The organism is Stenotrophomonas sp. HMWF023 (assembly GCF_003060985.1).
GTDB classification, from domain to species: domain Bacteria; phylum Pseudomonadota; class Gammaproteobacteria; order Xanthomonadales; family Xanthomonadaceae; genus Stenotrophomonas; species Stenotrophomonas lactitubi.
This window is the reverse complement of sequence record NZ_QAIJ01000083.1, coordinates 34,134-54,141: the sequence shown is the minus strand read 5'-3', so window position 1 is coordinate 54,141 and position 20,008 is coordinate 34,134. Positions and strand designations below refer to the sequence as shown.

Annotated in this window: 20 protein-coding genes and 1 pseudogene; 4 read left to right on the top strand and 17 right to left on the bottom strand. The window is 66.2% G+C overall.

Going from position 1 to position 20,008, the window contains the following annotated elements; genetic code table 11:
* The 4 genes from DBR20_RS22590 to DBR20_RS03660 all read right to left on the bottom strand — a co-directional run.
* Window positions 1-695, bottom strand: a 695-nt coding sequence (locus tag DBR20_RS22590) for a PepSY-associated TM helix domain-containing protein (protein ID WP_258223201.1), incomplete at its 3' end; no start/stop codon positions are given.
* On the bottom strand, window positions 692-991 hold the full coding sequence (locus tag DBR20_RS03670) for a DUF3649 domain-containing protein (protein ID WP_229978896.1): 300 nt from the start codon (window positions 989-991) through the stop codon (window positions 692-694). The genes DBR20_RS22590 and DBR20_RS03670, both read right to left, overlap by 4 nt.
* Before the next feature lie 54 nt (window positions 992-1,045).
* The gene (locus tag DBR20_RS03665; RefSeq protein WP_108265219.1) at window positions 1,046-3,223 is read right to left on the bottom strand and encodes a TonB-dependent siderophore receptor; all 2,178 of its coding nucleotides are present in this window, start codon (window positions 3,221-3,223) and stop codon (window positions 1,046-1,048) included.
* A gap of 205 nt (window positions 3,224-3,428) precedes the next feature.
* Entirely contained in the window at window positions 3,429-4,277 is an 849-nt protein-coding gene (locus tag DBR20_RS03660; RefSeq protein ID WP_108265218.1) for a siderophore-interacting protein, read from the bottom strand.
* Between the two features lie 156 nt (window positions 4,278-4,433).
* Here DBR20_RS03660 and DBR20_RS03655 point away from each other — a divergent pair, with 156 nt between their 5' ends.
* Window positions 4,434-5,045 (top strand): TetR family transcriptional regulator, encoded by a 612-nt coding sequence (locus tag DBR20_RS03655; protein ID WP_108265217.1) that lies wholly within the window; start codon window positions 4,434-4,436, stop codon window positions 5,043-5,045.
* 74 nt (window positions 5,046-5,119) lie between these two features.
* On the opposite strand, the gene DBR20_RS03650 is transcribed toward DBR20_RS03655, so the two are convergent.
* The 13 genes from DBR20_RS03650 to DBR20_RS03590 all read right to left on the bottom strand — a co-directional run bounded on the left by DBR20_RS03650 (window position 5,120) and on the right by DBR20_RS03590 (window position 18,009).
* Complete coding sequence (locus DBR20_RS03650; RefSeq protein ID WP_108265216.1) at window positions 5,120-6,778, bottom strand: tyrosinase family protein; 1,659 nt, start codon at window positions 6,776-6,778, stop codon at window positions 5,120-5,122.
* A 219-nt stretch (window positions 6,779-6,997) separates the two neighbouring features.
* Entirely contained in the window at window positions 6,998-7,258 is a 261-nt protein-coding gene (locus DBR20_RS03645) for a hypothetical protein (protein WP_099818559.1), read from the bottom strand.
* Complete coding sequence (locus tag DBR20_RS03640; protein WP_108265215.1) at window positions 7,255-8,604, bottom strand: hypothetical protein; 1,350 nt, start codon at window positions 8,602-8,604, stop codon at window positions 7,255-7,257. The genes DBR20_RS03645 and DBR20_RS03640 overlap by 4 nt, the downstream gene beginning before the upstream one ends.
* 24 nt (window positions 8,605-8,628) lie before the next feature.
* Window positions 8,629-9,777: an SPFH domain-containing protein gene (locus DBR20_RS03635; RefSeq protein ID WP_089235748.1), complete on the bottom strand. Its 1,149-nt coding sequence runs from the start codon at window positions 9,775-9,777 to the stop codon at window positions 8,629-8,631.
* A gap of 168 nt (window positions 9,778-9,945) precedes the next feature.
* Window positions 9,946-10,479 (bottom strand): lipocalin family protein, encoded by a 534-nt coding sequence (locus tag DBR20_RS03630; RefSeq protein WP_108265214.1) that lies wholly within the window; start codon window positions 10,477-10,479, stop codon window positions 9,946-9,948.
* A 14-nt stretch (window positions 10,480-10,493) separates the two neighbouring features.
* Window positions 10,494-11,570, bottom strand: a complete 1,077-nt coding sequence (locus DBR20_RS03625) for a class I SAM-dependent methyltransferase (RefSeq protein ID WP_108265213.1) — start codon at window positions 11,568-11,570, stop codon at window positions 10,494-10,496.
* 5 nt (window positions 11,571-11,575) lie between these two features.
* Entirely contained in the window at window positions 11,576-12,352 is a 777-nt protein-coding gene (locus tag DBR20_RS03620; protein ID WP_108265212.1) for a DUF1295 domain-containing protein, read from the bottom strand.
* Window positions 12,352-12,894, bottom strand: coding sequence for a DUF2878 domain-containing protein (locus DBR20_RS03615; RefSeq protein ID WP_108265249.1), 543 nt, complete (start codon window positions 12,892-12,894; stop codon window positions 12,352-12,354). The genes DBR20_RS03620 and DBR20_RS03615 overlap by 1 nt, the downstream gene beginning before the upstream one ends.
* 1 nt (window position 12,895) lies before the next feature.
* Window positions 12,896-14,161 carry a cyclopropane-fatty-acyl-phospholipid synthase family protein gene (locus DBR20_RS03610; RefSeq protein ID WP_108265211.1) on the bottom strand — a complete coding sequence of 422 codons (1,266 nt, stop codon included), beginning with the start codon at window positions 14,159-14,161 and terminating at the stop codon, window positions 12,896-12,898.
* Window positions 14,158-14,925 (bottom strand): DUF1365 domain-containing protein, encoded by a 768-nt coding sequence (locus DBR20_RS03605; protein ID WP_108265210.1) that lies wholly within the window; start codon window positions 14,923-14,925, stop codon window positions 14,158-14,160. Before DBR20_RS03605 ends, DBR20_RS03610 begins: the two co-directional genes overlap by 4 nt.
* A complete protein-coding gene (locus DBR20_RS03600; RefSeq protein WP_108265209.1) occupies window positions 14,922-16,199 on the bottom strand; it encodes an FAD-dependent oxidoreductase in 1,278 nt (425 codons plus the stop codon). The genes DBR20_RS03605 and DBR20_RS03600 overlap by 4 nt, the downstream gene beginning before the upstream one ends.
* A 1-nt stretch (window position 16,200) precedes the next feature.
* Window positions 16,201-17,157 carry an acyl-CoA desaturase gene (locus DBR20_RS03595; protein WP_108265208.1) on the bottom strand — a complete coding sequence of 319 codons (957 nt, stop codon included), beginning with the start codon at window positions 17,155-17,157 and terminating at the stop codon, window positions 16,201-16,203.
* 84 nt (window positions 17,158-17,241) lie between these two features.
* A complete protein-coding gene (locus DBR20_RS03590) occupies window positions 17,242-18,009 on the bottom strand; it encodes a hypothetical protein (RefSeq protein WP_108265207.1) in 768 nt (255 codons plus the stop codon).
* Between the two features lie 144 nt (window positions 18,010-18,153).
* Between DBR20_RS03590 and DBR20_RS03585 the strand changes: the two genes are divergently transcribed.
* The 3 genes and pseudogenes from DBR20_RS03585 to DBR20_RS03575 form a co-directional block, all read left to right on the top strand.
* Complete coding sequence (locus tag DBR20_RS03585; protein ID WP_089235738.1) at window positions 18,154-18,777, top strand: sigma-70 family RNA polymerase sigma factor; 624 nt, start codon at window positions 18,154-18,156, stop codon at window positions 18,775-18,777.
* Window positions 18,774-19,448, top strand: coding sequence for a ChrR family anti-sigma-E factor (locus DBR20_RS03580; RefSeq protein ID WP_108265206.1), 675 nt, complete (start codon window positions 18,774-18,776; stop codon window positions 19,446-19,448). The genes DBR20_RS03585 and DBR20_RS03580 overlap by 4 nt, the downstream gene beginning before the upstream one ends.
* A gap of 19 nt (window positions 19,449-19,467) precedes the next feature.
* Window positions 19,468-20,008: pseudogene (locus DBR20_RS03575) on the top strand (NAD(P)H-binding protein); the annotation flags it as partial.

Below are 20,008 nucleotides of genomic sequence, written 5' to 3'. Positions count from 1 at the left end.
AGTGTCGACAGTCCCCATGGCATGTACAGCACCGCCAGCATCACCAGCCCGCTCCAGGTGATCATGAAGTGGAACGGCAGGCCCAGCACCGAAGCGGCCGCATGGCCGTCCAGCCACGAGCGCTGGCCCTTGCCCCAGCGGAAGGTGAAGAAGTCGGCGAAGATCTTCTTGTGGGTGATGACACCACTGACGATGGCCACCAGCATGAACATCGCGCACACGCCGACGATCCAGCGACCCCACATCGCTGGCATGTAATGCAGGTTGAAATGGAAGGCGTAGAAGAAGTCACCGCCGCTGGTATCGCGCGCCTGCAGCGGTGTGCCGGTGGCGGCGTCGAACAGACCCGAATCGAATCCGTGGCGACCGCGTCCACCCGGGCTGGCCCACATCGCCGACGCCCACGGCGTACGTTCGCTGGGCAGGGTGATGTTGATCTGGGTGACTGCAGGTGCGTTGGCCAGCACGTGCGTTGTCAGCCGCGTGGCAGTGTCTGCCGCAGCGGGCAGGGCCTGCGGCGTGTTGATTTCCGGACGCGTGTAGCGGGAAATCTCATCACGGAAGTAGCTGGCGGTACCGGTGAGAAACATCGCGTACAGAATCCAGCCTGCCAGCAGGCCCACCCAGATGTGCAGGTCGGACATGGTCTGGCGGATGCCGCGCGGCATCGCCGCACGGGCGGCCGATGTGCTCATGAGGCTGCTCCGGCAGAGACCCGGTAGACCGCCGGCAGCAACAGCATGGCGGCGATCCCCAACCCCAGCCAGGCCCGTGCCGCCGAACGCACCGCGAATACCCAGATCACCGCGCCGGCATACAGCAAAAAGCTGGACAGCATGCCGGTGAACACGGCCTGTCGCGGATCAATCGGCAATGCGAGGGCCGCGATGCTGCACAGCGCAGCCAGGGCGTAGCCGCCGAACAGTGCAGCAGCGATACGTGACATCAGCGGCAGCCATGCGGCTACCGGAACAATCCAGCGAGCATTCACGGAAACGAACTCCAGCGCGCCAGGCCCGAGGACCTGGCGCGGGTTGGCAGGCAATCAGAAATCAACGGTGGCCGACAGCAGCGCAGTGCGCGGCGAGCCCAGTCCAGAACCGAGGCTGCCGGCCCAGTACGCCTTGTTGGTCAGGTTCTGCACGCTTGCCCGCAGCACCAGCGGATGGCCCGCCACCTGCGTGGCGTAGCGCGCGCCCAGATCGAACACCGTGCGGCCTGGTACCCATTGGCTGTTGTCGGCGTTGAGGTAGCCCTTGGACATGCTGATGGCGTTGCCGGTGAGGGTCAGGCCGGGCAGGGCGGGAACGTCCCATTCCGCGCCGAGCTTGCCCTGCCATTGCGGCGTGGCCGTGGCCAGTCGTCCCTCGTTGAGACCACCCTGGGTGCGGGTCAGCTTCGGCTGCAGCCAGCCGATACCGCCGAGCAGGCGCAGCTGGTCACTGACCTGCCCGAACACGGTCCATTCCACGCCGCGGTTGCGCTGCTGGCCGCCGAACGAGAACACATTGCTGGCCGGGTCGGTATAGGAGCCGGGCTTCTCGATCTCATACACGCTGAGAGCGCTGGCCAACTGGCCGAAATCCATCTTCGCACCGATCTCGCGCTGCCGCGTCTTGTAGGGCGGGAACACTTCGCCGGCATTGGCGGCAGTGACCGGTGCCGTGGTGCCCTGGCTCAGGCCTTCGATGTAATTCGCATACAACGACAGGCGTTCGCTGGCCTTGAACAGCAGCGCGCCTGCGGGCGTGTTGGCGCTGGCATCGTAACGCGCGGTGCGCTTGCCGGTTGCGCCATCCAGAGTGTCGCTCAGCACGGTCTGGCGGCGGATGCCCACGGTCAGCTGCAGCCGGTCGCCGGCGAAAGACAGCGTGTCGGCGATGCCGACGCTGGTGGTGCGCACTTCGCCGGTTTTCGGCAGCGAGGCGTCACTGAAGCTGCGATCCACCGCAGGGCCCCACTGCGGGTCGTGGATGTTGGTCAGCCAGTCCCGCGGCAGCAGGTTGCGCTGGAAACCGAACTTGTAGTCGTGGTGATACCACGCGGCACTGAGCGCCAGCGCGTGGTCGACCGGACCGGTGCGGAAGCGTGCGGACAGGCCGGCCTCGGCGGTGTCCTTGTTGTAGATGAAGCGCTGATGGGCAAAGTTGTTGCGGAAGTCGCCTGCACTGTTGACGATCAGGGTGGTGCCACTGGCGATCGAATCGAAATCGGTGTGGCCATGGCCGTAGGCTGCGTGGGCGGACAGCTGCTCGTTGATGTCGAACTCCCAGCGCAGTGCCGCTGCCTGGTCCTTGACGTTGCTGAAGGTCCAGTCGGGCGCGAACAGGGTGTCTGCCTTCGGCGGGCGCGGCACTGCCAGCCCGGCCGCCAGAGATACGCCACGATTCAGGCCATCAACATGGTCACGGCTGGCAAACAGATCCATCGATACCCGCGAGCGCTCGCCACGCCAGTCCAGCCCCAGCGATGCCAGCTGCGATCTGTGCTGCTGGTTGCGCGTCGCGGTGTCGCCATCGCGGTGCACGGCGTTGAGGCGCACGCCGAACTGCTTGCCGGCACCGAAGCGGCGGCCGATATCAAGATGACCGCCGAACTGGGCATCGCTGCCGTAGCTGGCGGTGAAGCGGGTCAATGGCGTGTCGTCGGCCCGTTTGGGCACCAGGTTCACCGCGCCGCCCACCGAGCCACCGGGCGGCATGCCGTTGAGCAGCGCCGACGGTCCTTTCAGCACTTCGACGCGCTCGGCCAGCTCCGGTGTTACCCGATAGTAGGGAATCAGTCCGTACAGGCCGCCAAATCCGATGTCCGACGAGGCCACGCCGAAGCCGCGGATGTTGAAGTAGTCGGTGATGCCGCCGCTCGAGCCGCTGCTGTAGACACTGGGATCGGTCAGCGCGATCACCCGCACCAGGTCCGGTGCCTGGATGTTGTCGATGAACTCGGCCGTGTAGCTGGTGGTGTTGAACGGCGTATCCATGAAATCGCGGGCGCCGAGCAGGCCGACGCGGCTGCCACGTGCGAGCTGGCCCCCGGCATACGGGGACGTCGGCGCGAGCTTGTCGGCACGGACATTCACCGACGGCAACTGCGTGGCGCCTTGGTCGGGCTCGGCCGCCTGTGCCAGCGACGCTGCCAGCAGCGTTGGCAGCAGTGCCAGCCGTGCGGTGCCAGCCAGCAAGCGCAGGCGTGGAAGAGTGGGGATGGATGTCAGGCAGATCATGGGGGTACTCGTCGTGGGAAGCGGTGCGTTCGGCCAGCGCGGCGCCGTCGATGACCTGGGGGCAGGACGACGCGGGCTGCAGGGATGGCTGGCAGAGGGCACGCAACACCCTGCGACGGGCAGGGGACATCGGCGATCTGTGGCTCGGTGGAACGATCTCCGTGCTTCGGGGCGCGGAGGATGGAGCGGGTGGATGAGGGGCGGATCAGATGTCGTCGGCGAGGTCGTCGACATCCTGCAGGCCACCGCCACGCGCGAGTACGCGCTCGTAGTTGCGGCGGCGACGCTGGTCGGTCTCGCTGGTGGTCTCGCCGCGTTTCCAGTAGCCGGCGACTGCAACGTCCGCTCGATCCAGGCCGATGTCATGCAGGAAATGGCGGCGCAGCTCACGCATTTCTTCGCGTTCACCGGCCGCCCACACCACGCTTGCCGCGCTGGTGCTGCGGGCGCGCGCGGTGCGCAGCAGCGGCGTCGGTGCAGCTGTGGAGGGTGCCTCGATACGGTGCAGGACCACGCCGGCCACCGTAGGCAGTTCGGCCACCGGCAGCGGGTCATCCAATGCAATCCAGGCCTCGGCGCGCAGGCCTTCAGGCCATTGCTGCAGCAGCGCGTACAGCGCGGGAATGGCGCTCTGGTCGGCGAACAGCAGCGCACTGGCGCCCTGCCTGTGTGGCACCTGCAGATGCGGGCGCGGGCCGGTCAGCGTGAATGTATCGCCTGGCTGCAACGCAGCGACCCATGCCAGCATCGGCCCCGGAGATGCGTGCAGCACCACATCGAACACGAAGCGACATGCGACAGGGTCGACGCTGCGCACGGTATAGATGCGCGAGACATCGCCGAACGCGGCACCCAGCGCGATCCGCACCGCGGTGTTCGCGCGAAGCCAGGGTGCCAGATCGGCCTGCGCAGGCAGCTGCGCGGTGACCCGCAGCAGACTGCCGGCCGGTCGCGCTACATCGACGACGCCGACCCGCAACGACTGCAGGCCGCGATCGTGGTCCGCGCCGCGGAGAGGGCCGCGCGGATCTTCGGCAATGGAGGTGTCGGACATCGGATATGGCCTGGAACTGCGCGAATGCGAATTAGTTACATAATAGTAAACTAATTTCACGCAGCCGCAACAATGCGGTTGCCGGCGCATTGACCAATCCGCCGGCGCTGACCACCATGGCGTGTAATCCATCCAGATGCCGCGCACCGGAGTTCCATGGCTGCACCGAAGAAAAGCTCGACGCGCGGACGACCGCCCAGCATCACCCGTGAGCGGATTGCCGACGCCGGCATCGAGATGACACTGCCGAAGCTCAGCTTCGTCGGCGTGGCCGCGTTGCTGGGCGTCAGCCATATCGCGCTGTACAAGCATGTGGCCAACCTGGCGGCGCTGCGCGAGCAGGTGGCCGAGGCGATCTTCGAGCGCTGGCAGGCGCCGCCGTTGGCCACGGGCAAGGGCGCGACGATCGAGGGCGACCTGTTCACCTTCCATCGGTCGCTGCGCATGCTGGTTGAACAGAACCCGGGCCTGGCACCGTTCCTGGTCAGCCATGGTGCAAAGACACCGGAGATGGTCGAGCGCATCCGCCAGCACCACGCCGCGTTTGCGCGTGCCCACGACCTGCCGCTGGAACAGGCCGCCTGGCTGCTGTCCACCGTGGCGTACCACTGCGTGGCGTTGGCCGACACGGTGTATGCACGGCACGAGACGGTGGACACCTCACGCCGCGCTTACGACCCGGAAAAGGCCGAGGCCGAGTTCGATCGAGGCATGCGGGCGTTGATCAGTGGGGCGGTAGCGATATGCCGGAGCCAGGACGCCGGATAGGTTCCGCGCGTCGATTGCATGCGCAGGCCCGGGCAGCGCCGCCCTCTGGCGACGCCACCCGGCATGGGTGCCCGCTAGTTCGGGGACACCAGGATCGCAGCGTCGAGCACCGGGAACGATTGCGGTGCCTGGCCCGACGAGGCGACCAGGCGGATCTCCAGCGTCGTCGAGCCGCCGCCGGCAGCATCCGCGCGCAGCGCCCCCAGCGTCTGCGGCAATGGCACGGCGAACGTCGTTGGATGATCGTGACCCATGGCCGCCATGCTCGGCCCGAAGAACGAGACCGTGCCAGCGTAGTACGGACTGTCCGCGCTCACCGAGGTGACATCTGCCGGTGCATTGATCAATACGTCGAACTCGCGCGTGTTGTGCAGCCCATGGGGACGCTCGAGGGTAACCTCCGCAATCAGCACGCGCGGGCCGGTAGCCGCCAGATGCGCACGAACCGCTTCGTTGGGCACAGCTACACTCACGGCGTCATCAGTCCGCTTGCCGCGCACCAGTCGCGCGGCCTTGGCGGTGGTGGGAGCCGTTGCGGCCTGCTCTGCCGCACGCACGCCGCGGCCATAGACGTAGTCGTAGTCGAACGCGGTGGTGGAGAAGAACTCCCGCGCCGGGCGTGTGCCGACGTAACGTCCCTGCGCATTGACGAAGAAGCGGAATGGCTCCTCCATGAACTGCCTGTTCTCGGCAGGGTCGGTCGGCATGATCGGGCGGCCGAAGGCCTGTTGCCTGCGGGTCCACACATCCCACAGACGGTCCATGTTGGCGTGGTGCAGGTAGAAGATCGGATCCAGTGGCGACAGGAAGTTGGTCATGTTGCCGTAGGGGCCGGGATCGACGGCGCCTACACCGCCAATGCAGTTGTGCACCTTGTTGTGCGGGAAGCCTTCGAGTACCGAAAACTTGGTGGCCCCGTCGGGCTGCAGCACGTGCGAGGTGGTGCGAGAGCTGGTGAAGCTGCGGCTGATATCGGGGTTGTTGAACTCCACCGGCGACAGGCCGGCACGGATGGTGTCGGCGGACACGGCGGAGGCCGTCTTCGCATCGAAGCCCGGGTGCTCGCGCCAGAGATAGCGTGCGCCACAGGTAACCGCATACGCCGCATTGCCGGAAATGCCGGTCTGTTCCTTGGGGTTGTAGCCGGTAACGTCGTTCCAGACGTCTTCGGCGCTGTTGTAGCCACGCAGCGACAGCTGCTGTCGCTGTCCACTGTCCAGGGTATTCCAGTGGCGCTGCAACGCAGGCTTCATGAACTGAGTGAACACCGACAGGTTGCGCGTGTAGTGCGCATAGGCCTTGTCGGTCGGGGTCAACAGGCCGTCGAACATCGCAGTGGGTATCTGCGGAAGTTCAGTCCAGTCCCAGTACGGCATGGCGAACTGGCGATCGCCGCTGAGCTCGCGGATGGTCTGTTCGAAGTAGCCTACGTAGCCGCGATGCCAGACATAGAACCACCAGTTGCCGTGCGGGCAATCCATCAGGTGCACGAACGCATTGCGGAACCAGTTGCGCGGGTCGTCAGCCGGCAGCGCCAGCATTGCCTGGATGCCGCGCGCATAACTGGCCAGCATGCGCTGGCCTTCCGGGCTGGTCACGTTGTAGCGGTGGAATTTCGCCACCGCGGTACCGTCGGTCGCGCTCGGGCCGCTGGCCGGGGCACTGGGCGCGAACAGCGACGCCAATGAGGCGGTGGCGGTGGTTGCTAGGAAATCACGGCGTGTGTAGCGCATAGCGTCCTCCCTGGTGATTGGTTCAACCGCGTCGGGTTACGAATCACTGCAAGGGCCCGTGACTGCTGCCACGGGCCGGACGGGAACATCCAGCCCCGCCGCCCGGATCGACGGGCGCGAAGGCGCCGCCGGACCAGGCGGCAGCAGTATAGGCACGGCATTGCGCCCGGATCTGGGCAGTACGCCACAGTCATGGCCGGCCTTGGCCGGCCGGTTCGACTATTCCGGGCCGGTCTTCACCCGCGCCACACGCTTTCGATACTCATACACGTTGTCACCGCGGATCCGCTTTTCCTGCGTCCCGCTGATGCTGTCCACGCGACGATCCGAGCCGGTCACCGGCTTGGCATCGATCTCGGTTTCGTGTTCGAACGAATGCGATTTGTCGGTGTTCCGGTAGAACCGGTACAGCGCCCAGTACAGCGCGGTCGCGCCGGCCGGGCCTGCAGCCAACAACCAAAGACCACTGTCATCACTCATGTGCTGGCCACCAGGAAGGCAATTGCGAGGGCTTCGATGATCGTGCCGGCGGTCAGCGCCGCCAGCAGCATCTTCCACTGCTGCACGGGCACGCTGCCCATGGTTTCACCGGTCCGGCCGTTCACCGCGATGTAGTGCAGCATGCCGCCGTTCTTGCCGGGCTGGTGGTACGAATACAGCCATACCGGCAGGTACATGGCCACCCAGCGGGTGCCGTGCACCTCCAGCTGCTCCTGCTCCCAGCGCACGCCTCGGTCGTAACGGCGCACCGTGTCTTCCACCTGCGCGCGGGCGATCGACAGCAGCTGGTCTTCCAGTCGAGGCCGCAGCTTTTCGACATCCAGGTTGCGCTTTTCCGAAGTGAAGCCCGCCAGGTAGGAGGCGTTCCACTTCACTGCGTTCTTGGTGTCGAACGGCAGAATCGTATTGATGATGTTGTTGGTGTTGGCGCGCGTGTCGAGGTTGCCGCGCTCGGCCGACGATTCCAGTGGCAGGTCGTCCACGGTGAAATCGACCTGGCGTTCTACCTGGTAGATATCCGCGTCGTAGTAGGTCTGCTTGTTCTTTTCGCTGCCACGGGTGTATTCGCGCGTCTTGATCTCGCCCTTGCCGGCCACGGCCGCACTGACATTGCCGTCGACGATCATGTAGGGCAGATACACACCCACCACGTTTTCCGGGGTGAACTGCTCCTTGAACGCCTTGAGCGCGAACATCCGGCGCTTGTCGACGAACTGGCGGATGCGCGCGACCGCATCCTCCTTCTTGATGTGGAACGGCAGCACGGCGTCAGGCACGGCGCCGTTGGCGATCTGTTCGTTCACGCCGAACACGTGTCGGCACCAGTGGCAGCGCGCCGTCATCGTGCTTTCGGTGTTGACCGTGACTTCCGCGCCGCAACCGGTGCACTTGAAGGTCATCAGTGCCGAGGTGTCGGCATCGATATCGCGTGCGCCCGATGCGATGACGGTGCCACGCAGCTGGTCGATGGCTTCACCCAGCCCGAATTCCTCCTCCACCCGTGCGCCATGCCATTCGTGACGGCAGTACAGGCAGACCAGGATATCGGTGCCCAGCTTGGGCCGGATATCGGTAGCGCCGCACTTCGGGCAGCGGTTGAGGCCGTCTTTCAGTTCGGCCGCAGACGTATCGATGGCGACCGGGTCGGGCGCCTCGATCTCGTTACGGATGGCCTCAGGCAGCTTCGACGTATCGAGCGGGAAGCTGCCGGGCAGGGGAGGGACGTCCTGCGGCGAACCTGGCCCGTCCAGCGCCGCCGCCGGCAGGGGCGGCGGTGCTGAAGCGGATTGGGGCAGCGGCGGAGGCGTGTTTCTGGGATCGGACATGGTGGTTGCGCGTCCTGCGTCTTCTTACAGCCCCAGCGCCTTGGCCTTCAGCGCGTCGTAGTCGGTCTGGGTGATCAGGCCCAGATCCAGCATTTCCTTGGCCTTCTTCAGCTTGGCCACCGGGTCGTCGGCGGCCGGAGCGGCCGGGGTTGCCGGCTGCTGCAGGTTACCCGCGCCGAACATGCCCGACGCCATGCCCACGCCGACAAGGCCGGCGGCACCGCCGTTCTCGCCTGCGGACTGGATGCCCTGGGCAACGCTGGCCTGCAGGTTGGAATTGCCGCGCGAGCCGGACAAGGCGTCGGCGCGCTGCACGGTCTTCAACAGTTCACGGGTGTTGGCGTCGTACTCGATCGAGACGATGGCGGTCTTGACGATGGCCAGGCCACGGTCGGACTTCCACTGATAGCCCTGTTCGACGGCCGCCGACAGGCTCTGCGCAAAGCCCAGCGAATCCTGCTGCAGCTTGGTGATGCGGTTGCCCTTGCTTGGGTCGTTGGTGTACAGGCTGAATGCCGGCGCCAGCGAACCCACCACTTCATTGAACAGCTGGCTGGCAGCAGCGTTGTCCAGGTCGGTGAAGTCGAACACCTGGCCCGGCTGCAGGTAGCTGGCCGGAACGAAGTTCTTCACGAACAGGATCGGGTCGACGATCTTCAGCGTGTACGAGCCACGCGTGACCGCGCCAACCTGGGTGTTGAGGAAGCCGTCGTCCCAGTAGATTTCCGACTGGGTGCCGAAGCGGTTGTCCGGCAGTTCCTTCAGCGAAACGAAGAAGGCGGCCTGCTGCGAGCCCGGCTGGCCGCCGAACTTGAAGCGCTCCCAGCTCTGCTTGATGAAGGTGCTGACCAGGCCGTCGCCGGCGAAGATCGACTGCGAGTTCAGATCGTCCGAGCGCCACTCGTAGCCACCCGGTTCGGCGACGAAGGCGGTGATCGCGCCATCCTGGAACAGCAGCAGGCCATAGCCTTCCGGCACGACGATCTTCGAGCCGTTGCTGATGATGTTGGAGGAGCCGCTGGTGTTCGAGCCGCGCCCGGCATTGGTGCCCTGCGGCACCGCTGCAAACAGGGCTGCCGTGGACGGCAGGCCGGTCGGCACGGTGTAGAAGTCTTTCCATTGGTCAGCCAGCACGCCGCCGACTGCACCCTTCACCGCTTGTACCAGACCCATGACCCACTCCCTGTAGTTGCCGGACAGGCACCACGCCTGTCGTGCTCGGCTGACTATAGAGGAGGCAGGCTACGCCCGGCTAGCGGCCGGGCGAGCCCCCATTCATCTCGTTGTGGGCCCTTGGCCCGCCGGACGCCCCAGCCGCAGCCCGTTGCACTTACGGGCGTCTCATCGTACCGATTGCGGCACCCGGCGCAGCTTTCCGGTGTCGTACCCCATTGCCTTGATTCGGGCCACCGCCTGCTGATACTCGGCCTCGCTTACCTGCGGCGTACGCGCCATGTACCACACGTAGTCGCGCTTGCTGCGGGCCACGATGGTCTGGGTGTAGCCCTCATCCAGCCAGGCAATGAGGTACTCGGCCTGGATGGGCCAGATGAACTGCATGCCCCAGACCGCACCATTGCCATGTTTCTCCACCCGACCTACCGGGTGCATCGACTTCTGTGGCGACTGGAAGCTGCCCTTGCGGTAAGTGAAGGTGGTCTTGATGCGTCCATCGGCCTGCAGCGCATAGCTTTCCACGGCATCGAAGGCCTCGCGCTCGGGCCGCGAAGGAATATGGGCAATGACATACCAGTCGCCCATGAAACGGGGCACGTCCACCTTCGGTGGCAGCGGGATGGGGCGGGTGTCGTGGCTGCTGCAGCCTGCGCCGAACAGGGCCACGGCCAGCAGCGTGAACAGTGGGGCGATGCGCATGGTGGTGGTCTCCTTCAGCGCGGGCGGAACAGATAGTGAGCGACCAGCCATTGCTGGCCGTCGCCGTAACCGAACAGCTCGGCGCAGGCCATCCAGAACATGCGCCAGCGCTGCCACCAGATGCGTGCGGCGGCTTCGTCGCCATAGGTCTGCGCCAGGATCGGCAGCAGCTGCTCGCGGGCCGCATCCTGGTTGGCCAGCCAGTGGTTGGCGGTGCGCTGGTAGTGGGTGCCATCCAGCAGCCAGCGCTGGTCCAGCACCAGTTCGCGCTGGAAGTGCAGCAGCGTGTCCGCGGCCGGCATCAAGCCACCGGTGAAGAAGTGCCGGCCCATCCAGTTGTCGTCGCCCTCGGTCTCGAACGGATACATCAGGGTGCGATGGGCGAAGATGTGCACGAACAGCGCGCCTTCCGGCTTCAACCAACTGGCGATGCGACCCAGCAGGCGGTCGTAGTTGCGCACATGCTCGAACATCTCGACCGATACGCAGCGGTCGAATGCCGCTGCAGGCAGCTCCAGCTGGTTGACGTCGCGGGTCAGCACCTCGACGTTGCCGAGCCCGCGCGCCTGGCACTGCGCCAGGATATGGTCGCGCTGGCTATGCGAGTTGGACACGGCGGTGATGCGCGCATGCGGGTAGCGCTCGGCCATCCACAGCGTCAGCGAGCCCCAGCCGCAGCCCAGCTCAAGGATGTGCTGGCCGTCGGCCAGCCCGGCGCGCTGCCCGTAGAGTTCCAGCATCGCGTCCTCGGCCTGGTCCAGCGTCTCGCTGCCGGTACGGTAGTAGCAGCTGCTGTACTTCAGGCGATGCCCTAGGCAGCGCTGGAAGAAGGCAGCGGGAACCTCGTAGTGCTGGCGGTTGGCTGCATCCACGTGCAGGGCCAGCGGGCTGCTGGCCAGTTCGGCGATGCGGCGGCTGAAGCGCTGCGACTGCTCCTCCATGCTGCCCGCCGCCTCTTCGGCCAGGCGCTGTGCGCACAGGCGACGGATGCCCGCGCGCAGTGCCGCATCGGGCAGCCAGCCACGCTCAGCCCAGCCGGTGAGTCCGCCCTCGGTATCGGCAACCGGAGCAAGGGACGGGGTGCTGTTCATCGGAATCACTCCTTGGGGCTGCGCGGAAACCAGGGGAAGAACATCGAGGTGCTGCGCTGGTAGTCGCGATAGTCATCACCTCGGCTGCGCAGCGCCTGCCTCTCGGTGAAGGGAACGCCGCTGAGGTAGCGCAGGAACACGTACATCAGCACCGGCCCGGACCAGGCCAGCCACCACAGGGGTGACCCGGCTGCCAACAGCACATAGGTGAGCCAGTGCAGCCACTCGAAGAAGTAATTGGGATGGCGCGTATACCGCCACAGCCCTTCGCGGCAGGTACGGCCCTTGTTGGCCGGGTCAGCGCGGAAGCGGGCCAGCTGGCGGTCGGCGAGTGCCTCGCCACCCACGCTGAGCAGCCACACCACAACGGCCGCTGCGATCCAGCCAGGCATGTCGCTGCGCGGGTTGTTGGCCACGGCCACGAATGGCAGTGCAAACAGCACCACCAGCGCGGCCTGTGCCATGAAGAAGCCGAAGATCTTTCCCTGGTGGCCGTGCCAGTGCTCACGCAGATAACGGTAGCGACCGTCCTCTGCTTCGCTGCGCACACGCCGCCACAGATGCAGGGCAAGCCGGCTTCCCCACAGCCCACCCAGCAGCGCCAGCGCGATGCGGGGCTGCAGCGCGCCATCGCCCAGCCATGCAAGCAGCAGCGCGCCTGCCGCCACACCCTTTGCCCACAGCACATCGACGATGCCGATGTTCTGGTGCCTGCGCTGCCACGCCCAGCCCCAGGCCATGATCAGCACGGCGTACAGCAGTACCCACCACAAGCTGCTCATCAGGTTGCTCCAATCAATGGGGTGTCGTGGTTGCCGGGCGTTCGGCGGCGGGCCACCGCGCACAGCAGCGAGAGCGCCACGCACCAGCCCAGCGCCAGTGTCGCCACGCCCTGCCAGGCCGGGGCAGTGAAGTTCACCGCCTGGAACCCGCGCGCCGCAGACAGATACGCCAGCGGCGCCAGCAGGCCGAGGGCCACCGGCAGCAACCAGTGCCGCTGCAGGAACGCCATCGATGCAGTCAGCGTCATCGCAAAGGCAGCCCACAGGGCGAGAATCCACGGTGGCGGCATCCATCCCAGCGGTGCGGCGGCGTAGTGCACGCCACCACTGGCGGCAGCGCAGCCATCCACCAGCCAGGCACAGGCCAGCGCGAGTAGAAGCAGACGCAGGTCCAGGCGGGGCTGCGTTGAGGTGAGCAGCTGACTGCCGATGTACACAGTGGCTGACAGCACCGCCGGCCATTGCCAGCCTCGGCCTGCGCCGGCAACGGCGCACAGCCATACCAGCTGGTTGCCGATCACATTGACCCAGGTGCGGCGCATGTCAGCCGGTCCGTTCGCCATGGGTATCCGCTTCCGGGCGGTAACCAGGCCGCGCCAGCAGCAGATGCGACACGCCGATGGAGCGCTCCAGGAAGCCACCTTCGCAGTAGGCCAGGTAGAACTCCCACAGCCTGCAGAAGCGCTCATCGAAGCCCTGCGCGTGTACCGCCGGCAACTGCGCGAGGAAGCGCTGCCGCCAGGCGCGCAGGGTCAATGCATAGGAATGGCCGAAGTCCTGCTGTGCGATCAACTGCAGGTCACTGGCCCGGGTCTTGGCGGTCAGGATGGCGTTGATCGAGGGAATGAAGCTGCCCGGAAACACGAAGCGCTTGATGTAGTCCACGCTGCGCCGCGCCTGTTCGTAGCGGTGGTCCTCGATGGTGATGGCCTGCAGCAGCGCCACCCCATCAGGCTTCAACAGCCGCTGCAGGGTGGCCATGTACGTGTCCAGATACTCGGCACCGATGGCCTCGATCATCTCAATGGAAACCAGTTTGTCGAACTGTCCCTGCAGATCGCGATAGTCCTGCATCAGTAACGTCACCCGATCCTGCAGGCCCGCATCGGCCACCCGCTGTGCGGCCAAGGCATGCTGTTCGGCGGAGATGGTGGTGGTGGTGACATGGCAGCCGTAGTGCTGCGCGGCGTGCACGGCGAAGCCACCCCAGCCGGTGCCTATCTCGACCACGCGATCGCCCGGCTGCAGTCGCAGCTGCTGGCAGATGCGGTCCAGCTTGTGTCGCGATGCGCTCTCCAGCGAGTCAGCGGCATCGGCGAACAGCGCCGAGGAGTACATCAGGTCCGGCGACAGGAACAGGGCGAAGAAATCATTGCCCAGGTCATAGTGGGCGGCGATGTTGCGACGGCTGCCTTCGCGGCTGTTGCGCCGCAGCCGGTTCCAGCCGCGCAGCAACCAGCCACCGATGCGCGCCGGGCCGCGCTCCATGCCGTCGAGCAGGTCGCGGTTGCGTACCAGCAGCTGCACCAGCGCCACCAGATCATCGCAGCGCCAGTCACCGTTGATGTAGCTCTCGCCGGCGCCAACGCTGCCGTTCGCAGCTACCTTGCGGTAGAACGCCGGGTCATCGATGGTTACGGTGACCTGCAGGTCGCTGCCTGCGTTGCCCAGCTGCACCTCGCCAAACGCATCGCGCACGCACAGACGCCCGTTGTGCAGCGGCGCAAGCTGGGCCAGCAGGCGTCGGCGCAGGAACGCGTCAAGGGTGCCGGGCAGGGGCAGGGCGGCCGAGGGAGTCATTTCGTTCATCGCGGTTTCTCGGCTAGGGAAGGATGGTCGTGCACGGGGTTGCGCTTGAGCCATAGCCGCAGTGCCTGCCAGTGGATGGCGGCGACCACCTGCGCGCTCATCAGCGGATAGCAGGCCAGTACCCGCGCAAGCCCACGGCCATCGACAGGCCGCCGCTGCATGCTCTGGGTCGCATCGAACTGACGCTGGCCGTTGCGCCAGACCTGCATGTGCACGCGCAGATCGTCCGCGGGCGCGGTGAAGCGCCAGTCATACGCGCAATCCATCGGCATGAAGGGTGAAACGTGGAACGCCTTGTCGAACTGCCAGCGCAGGGCGCGGCCCTGCCGTTCCGCAGTTTCGACCGGAAGTACGTAGGCGTGTCGCTCCTTCCAGGGCGTATTGGTGATCTCGGCAACGATGCAGTCCAGGGTTTCCCCGTCAGCCTGGTAGCAGTAGTAGAAGCTGACCGGGTTGAACACGTGGCCACCGAAGCGCAGGTGGGTCAGCAGCCGCACCGGGCCGTCGGGGCGTCGCCCGAGCACCGTCGCTGCATGGTCACGCACTGCGTCTGCCAGGGAGGTTGCGGGATCACCGAAATAGTCGCTGCGGCGGAACTCGGCCACATTGCGGCGACCGACCGACCACAGCCAGCGCCCGACAAAGACCTGGTCCAGCTCGTCCAGATCCAGCAGCAGCTGCGCGATCGGGTAGCGGAACGCGTGTGCATGCGGGTGGTAGCGACGATGCTCGACGTGGCCGAAGTAGATGGCGCTGGCGCTCACGCGGGCACCTCCATCCGCTGCGCGATGCCGCTGCGGGATGAGCGCGCCTGCAGTGCGTCGATCACGCGGCGGGCACTGCGGATGCCATCCTCGTGGAAACCCCAGCCCCAGTACGCACCCGCGAACCATGTGTGGCGATGTCCCTGCACCTCGGCCCAACGCTGCTGTGCTTGTACCGCAACGTGGTCATGTACCGGATGTGCGTAGTGCAGACGCCGCAGTACCTTGGCCGGATCGATGGCCTCGCTGCGGTTGAGGGTCACCACCAACGGAGTATCGCCGGGCAGACCCTGCAGCAGGTTCATGCAATAGCTGACCGTGCAGGGCGCGGACGGATCGCGCGGCACATGTGCATTCCAGGCTGCCCATGCCTTGCGGTTGGCAGGCAGCAGCGAGGCATCGGTGTGCAGCACGGCCTCGTTGGGCTGGTAGCGGATCGCACCCAGCACCGCGTGCTCAACCGGATCGGCATCCGCCAGCAGCGCCAAGGCCTGGTCGCTGTGGCAGGCCAGGATCACTTCGTCGAAGCCTTCAATGCCGTTCGCCGTGTGCACGCGCGCGCCCCATGGCATGCGCTCGACCGCGTGCACGGGGCATTCCAACCGTTCGTGCACACGCCAGCGCGCACGCAGCGCGTCGACGTAGCACGCCGAACCGCCCTTGACCACGCGCCAGGGCGCGCGCCCGGTCATCTGCAGCATCTGGTGGTTGGCCATGAACTGCACCAGGTAGCGCGCCGGGAAGTCCAGCACCTGCACCGTCGGTGACGACCACAGCGCAGAGGCCATCGGCAGCAGATGCTCCTGCACGAACGCCTCGCCATAGCGCTGGCTGTGCAGGTATTGGCCCAGCGTCGGACCGCTCTCCTCGCCGAGCAGCAGCGGTGCATCGCGATAGAAGCGCCGCAGGTCGGCCAGCATTCCCCAGAAGCGTGGTGAGAGCAGATTGCGGCGCTGACAGAAAATTCCATCCAGCGACGTGGCGTTGTATTCCACGCCGCTGCGCTCGCTGTGCATCGAGAAACTCATCGTGGTGGGTTGTGAGGCCACGCCAAGCTCATCGAACAGTGCCGACAGCAGCGGGTAATGGTGCGGATTGAAGACGATGAAGCCGGTATCGACCGCCATCCTGCGTCCGTCCACCGTCACGTCATGGGTGTGGGTATGGCCGCCCAGGTAGTCGTTGGCCTCGAACAAGGTGACGTCATGCTCGCCGTCCAGCCACCACGCGCTGGCCAGACCGGCGATGCCGGAACCGATGATCGCGATACGCATGTCAGTGCCTCGCCTTGGCCAGCACCCAGGCCGGGATCGGCTTGAGGCCCTTCACCAGGCCCAGCGCGGCCATCACCCGCAGGCCATACCAGCTGATGTCGATCTCCCACCAGTGGAAGCCCTGGCGCGCGGTACCGGGGAAGAAGTGGTGGTTGTTGTGCCAACCCTCGCCGAAGGTCAGCAGGGCAAGCCACAGGTTGTTGCGGCTGTCATCGCGGGTCTCGAAGCGGCGCCGGCCGAAGCGGTGCGCCAGCGAATTGATGGTGACCGTGGCATGGAACAGCACGACGGTGGAGATGAAGAAGCCCCACACCAGCAGCTGCGGGCCGGAGGTATGCAACGCCGGGGCCGCGCGCTCCAGTACCGCGCCGAGGCCGTACAGCGCAGCGGCCAGCATCACCGGAACCACAGTGTCGAACCGGTCCAGCCAGCGCAGCTCAGGGTACTTGGCCAGATCGGGAATGCGCTGCAGGTCGGTGGCAAAGGCGCCGCGGGTGAGGAACCATCCCATGTGGCTGCGCCAGAATCCGCGCTGGCGTGGGGAGTGCGGGTCCTGCGGTTGATCGGCGTGGCGGTGGTGATGGCGGTGGTGGGCTGCCCACCAGAGCGGCCCACGCTGCACGCTGGCGGCACCGATGACCGCGAACACGAACTGCACGCTGCGCGATGCCTCGAAGGTACGGTGCGAGAAGTAACGGTGATAGAACGCGGTGATGGCGAACATCCTGATCGCGTACAGGAACACTGCGACCGCAACCGCCGTCCAGGACACGCCTACCCAGATCACTCCGAGGCAGGCCACATGCAGCAGCGCGAAGGGCAGGGCGCGCAGCCAGTCGATGCGGTCACCCTGGCCACCGTCGGCCGTCGCTTCTCTTCCGGCATCGGTATCGAACCAGCGCTGGAAGGTGCGCAACAGGCGCGAACGTCTGCGGAGTGGAGGCGCTGCGGATGCCATGGACGGGAGCCCGAGGGAGTCGATTGCCTACCTCTACGCGTAGCGGTGCAGGTTGGATGCAGTGGATCGCATCCGTCTGTGTTTTCACTTGGTTGTCACAACGCAGCTCGATACCAGCGGCCGCTGCAGTTCATCGCGCCAGCGTTGCTCCGGTTGTTCTGCTGCGGATGCCGAGAAGCGCACGGTCACCTGCGGATAATCGCCGCGCGCATCGCGCAGATTGCTGGTGCCGCGGAACTCCAGCAGACGGCGACCGGCATCGGCGTAGACCAGCGACAGGCGTGGCGCCACCGCCCCGAACCAGGTATCAAGACTGACCTCCATCGCATGGGCGGAAAGCCCTTGCCAGCGCACGGGGCCCCGGTACTGCACCTGCACGGGATAAAAGCGCTGCCGACCGGGCACCAGAAAAGGCAGGCTGACCGGGGTTCCCCCCAGCAGCGTCTGCCAGTGGGCGCGAACGGCGGCATCGAAACCGGCGTCGATCACAGCATCCGCCGGCAGAGGCACCTGCTTCGTTCGTGAAGGCGCGGACGTGTTTTCCTTCCAGTCGACCTGGACACCGTCGCGGCCGACCAGCACGCGGGCCGCTTGACCGCTGCGGGCGTCCTGCAGCACATAGCCCCGTGCCTGGGCCCGCACGGCGGCGGGCATCTGCTTGCGGGCGAAAGGCTGCCCAGCAGGGCACAGGTATTCCACCCAGCGCTCGCTGCCATCGCCGGCTCCGCGCTGCCAATGCACCTCGCGGTAGGCGGTGGTTCCATTGGGCAGGGTGGCAACGCCTTCCGAACGCAACAGTGGCGCGGCGCCGACGGCGCAGGGCGTGAACAGCAGCAACCAGGCAAGACGCATCGGGGCGATCCATGGGAGGCTTGCGAGGCTGTACGGGCGACGGCGCCGGCCGGATGCACGCTGGCATCCATCCCGGGTGCATCCAACTGGCGCCATTGTGCGTAGAGGGAAGGACTCCTCTTCACTCAACGGCCGCCCCCGCCGATGTACCGTCCTCCCGCCAGTCCTTCCCTTTCCTTCGACACCGCGCGGATCGTGTCCAGTTCACAGCAGCCCAGCAACGAGCCGACGAACTGGAATGGCGAGATGGACGGTGTCGCCCGGCTGCGCGACCGTGACTGCTTCATGCGCATCTACGACCATTTCATGCCGCGCCTGTGCATCTACCTGCGCGGCCTTGGCGCACCTGCAGCGGTGGCCGAAGAGCTTGCCCAGGAGTGCCTGCTGCGGCTGTGGCTGCGCGCGGCCGAATTCGATCCTGCGCAGGGCGCGCTGAGCACCTGGCTGTACCGCATCGGCCGCAACCTGCACATCGACCGGGTGCGCCGTGAGCGTAGCTGGATGCAGGTGCAGGAGGCGGTGGAGGACGCCGCTGCCGGAGATGTCAGCGAACGCAGCAGCGCCGAACAGTTTGCCGACCATGCCCGTCTGCGCCAGCGTATCAACGAGTTGCCGGCCACACAGGCGCGCCTGGTGCGGATGTCCTATTTCGAGGCCAAGAGCCACAGCGAGATCGCACAGGCGCTGGGCATGCCGCTGGGTACGGTCAAATCGCACCTGCGACGAGCGTTCCTGCAGTTGCAGTCGAAGGTCGGGGGTGCATCATGAATCCGCACCATCACCTGCATGAGTCGACGTTGATGAGCTACGCCGCCGGCGCCCTGCCGACGCCCTTGAGCATCGTCGCCGGCACGCATCTGGAACAGTGCCCGCACTGCCGCCAGCGCCTGCGCGAAGCCGAGGCCATCGGCGCTGCACTGCTGGAGCAGACCCAGCCGTCGGCAGCTGAGGCGCGGCGGGCAGGGCTGCGCGACGCGATGCTTGCGCAGCTCGGCGAGGAACAGGCCGGCGTGGTGCCGAGCCCGCTGCGGTCGATGCCGCCGGAACGGCCCGAGGCCGACCCGGACCACCTGCCGCGGTCGCTGCATCCTTACTTTGGCGATTCGCTGGGCCGGCTGCACTGGCGCTGGATGGCCCCGGGCGTGCATTGCATCCGCGCCGAGCAGATGCCTTCGCTGATCATGCTGAAGATCGCGCCGGGCAAATGCCTGCCGATGCACAGCCATGGCCGCAGCGAGCTGACGCAGATCCTGCGCGGCTCGTACAATGATGCACTGGGGTTGTTCGCGCCGGGCGATGTTGCAGACCTGGACGAGGACGTCGAGCACCAGCCGGTAACGGCGCCTGGTGTACCTTGCATCTGCGTTTCCGCGCTGGACGCGCCGCTGGTGTTCAGTGGTTGGTTGGCGCGCAAAATCCAGCGCTTCGTCAAACTCTAGTCTTCTTCAAGGTCAACGCATGCACGAAACACGCCCGCTGCGGATTCTGCTGACCGGTGCAACTGGACTGGTCGGGCAGGGCGTTGCCCGTGCCTGCCTCGCTTCGCCGCAGGTTGCGCGGACCGCGGCCCTGGTCCGCAGCAAGGCCGGGCTAGACGCTCGAATCGAGCAGATCGTGCTGGCGGATTTCCAGCAGGCCCGCAACGTGAGCCCGCAGTTGGCCGGATTCGATGCCTGTTTCTACTGCGCCGGCGCGCCACCGGTCGGCACCGCCGAGGATGAGTATCGGAAGGTGACGCTCGATGCGACCCTGGCTGTTGCTGCAGCGTGGGCGGAAGCGAATCCGGACGGCCGGTTCCTGTATGTCTCTGGCGCCCACGCCAATCCACACAGCCGGATCATGCCGTTGCGCATCAAGGGTGAGACCGAGGCCGCGCTGGCGCAGCTCGCGGTGCGCACCGTCATGCTGCGTCCAGCCGGGGTACGCCCGGTGGCGGGAACCGGCACCCGTCATGCGGCATTGAAGCCGCTGTACCGCTTTGGCGGCCCCTTGATGGCGG

Excerpts from the sequence above, each read along its gene's own strand:
- DBR20_RS03640 (WP_108265215.1), bottom strand. The coding sequence starts at position 8,604 with ATGTCCGATCCCAGAAACACGCCTCCGCCGCTGCCCCAATCCGCTTCA.
- DBR20_RS03580 (WP_108265206.1), top strand. The coding sequence starts at position 18,774 with ATGAATCCGCACCATCACCTGCATGAGTCGACGTTGATGAGCTACGCC.
- DBR20_RS03620 (WP_108265212.1), bottom strand. The coding sequence starts at position 12,352 with ATGAGCAGCTTGTGGTGGGTACTGCTGTACGCCGTGCTGATCATGGCC.
- DBR20_RS03665 (WP_108265219.1), bottom strand. The coding sequence starts at position 3,223 with ATGATCTGCCTGACATCCATCCCCACTCTTCCACGCCTGCGCTTGCTG.
- DBR20_RS03625 (WP_108265213.1), bottom strand. The coding sequence starts at position 11,570 with ATGAACAGCACCCCGTCCCTTGCTCCGGTTGCCGATACCGAGGGCGGA.
- DBR20_RS03650 (WP_108265216.1), bottom strand. The coding sequence starts at position 6,778 with ATGCGCTACACACGCCGTGATTTCCTAGCAACCACCGCCACCGCCTCA.
- DBR20_RS03590 (WP_108265207.1), bottom strand. The coding sequence starts at position 18,009 with ATGCGTCTTGCCTGGTTGCTGCTGTTCACGCCCTGCGCCGTCGGCGCC.
- DBR20_RS03630 (WP_108265214.1), bottom strand. The coding sequence starts at position 10,479 with ATGCGCATCGCCCCACTGTTCACGCTGCTGGCCGTGGCCCTGTTCGGC.
- DBR20_RS03615 (WP_108265249.1), bottom strand. The coding sequence starts at position 12,894 with ATGCGCCGCACCTGGGTCAATGTGATCGGCAACCAGCTGGTATGGCTG.
- DBR20_RS03635 (WP_089235748.1), bottom strand. The coding sequence starts at position 9,777 with ATGGGTCTGGTACAAGCGGTGAAGGGTGCAGTCGGCGGCGTGCTGGCT.
- DBR20_RS03600 (WP_108265209.1), bottom strand. The coding sequence starts at position 16,199 with ATGCGTATCGCGATCATCGGTTCCGGCATCGCCGGTCTGGCCAGCGCG.
- DBR20_RS03660 (WP_108265218.1), bottom strand. The coding sequence starts at position 4,277 with ATGTCCGACACCTCCATTGCCGAAGATCCGCGCGGCCCTCTCCGCGGC.
- DBR20_RS03610 (WP_108265211.1), bottom strand. The coding sequence starts at position 14,161 with ATGAACGAAATGACTCCCTCGGCCGCCCTGCCCCTGCCCGGCACCCTT.
- DBR20_RS03645 (WP_099818559.1), bottom strand. The coding sequence starts at position 7,258 with ATGAGTGATGACAGTGGTCTTTGGTTGTTGGCTGCAGGCCCGGCCGGC.
- DBR20_RS03655 (WP_108265217.1), top strand. The coding sequence starts at position 4,434 with ATGGCTGCACCGAAGAAAAGCTCGACGCGCGGACGACCGCCCAGCATC.
- DBR20_RS03585 (WP_089235738.1), top strand. The coding sequence starts at position 18,154 with ATGTACCGTCCTCCCGCCAGTCCTTCCCTTTCCTTCGACACCGCGCGG.
- DBR20_RS03595 (WP_108265208.1), bottom strand. The coding sequence starts at position 17,157 with ATGGCATCCGCAGCGCCTCCACTCCGCAGACGTTCGCGCCTGTTGCGC.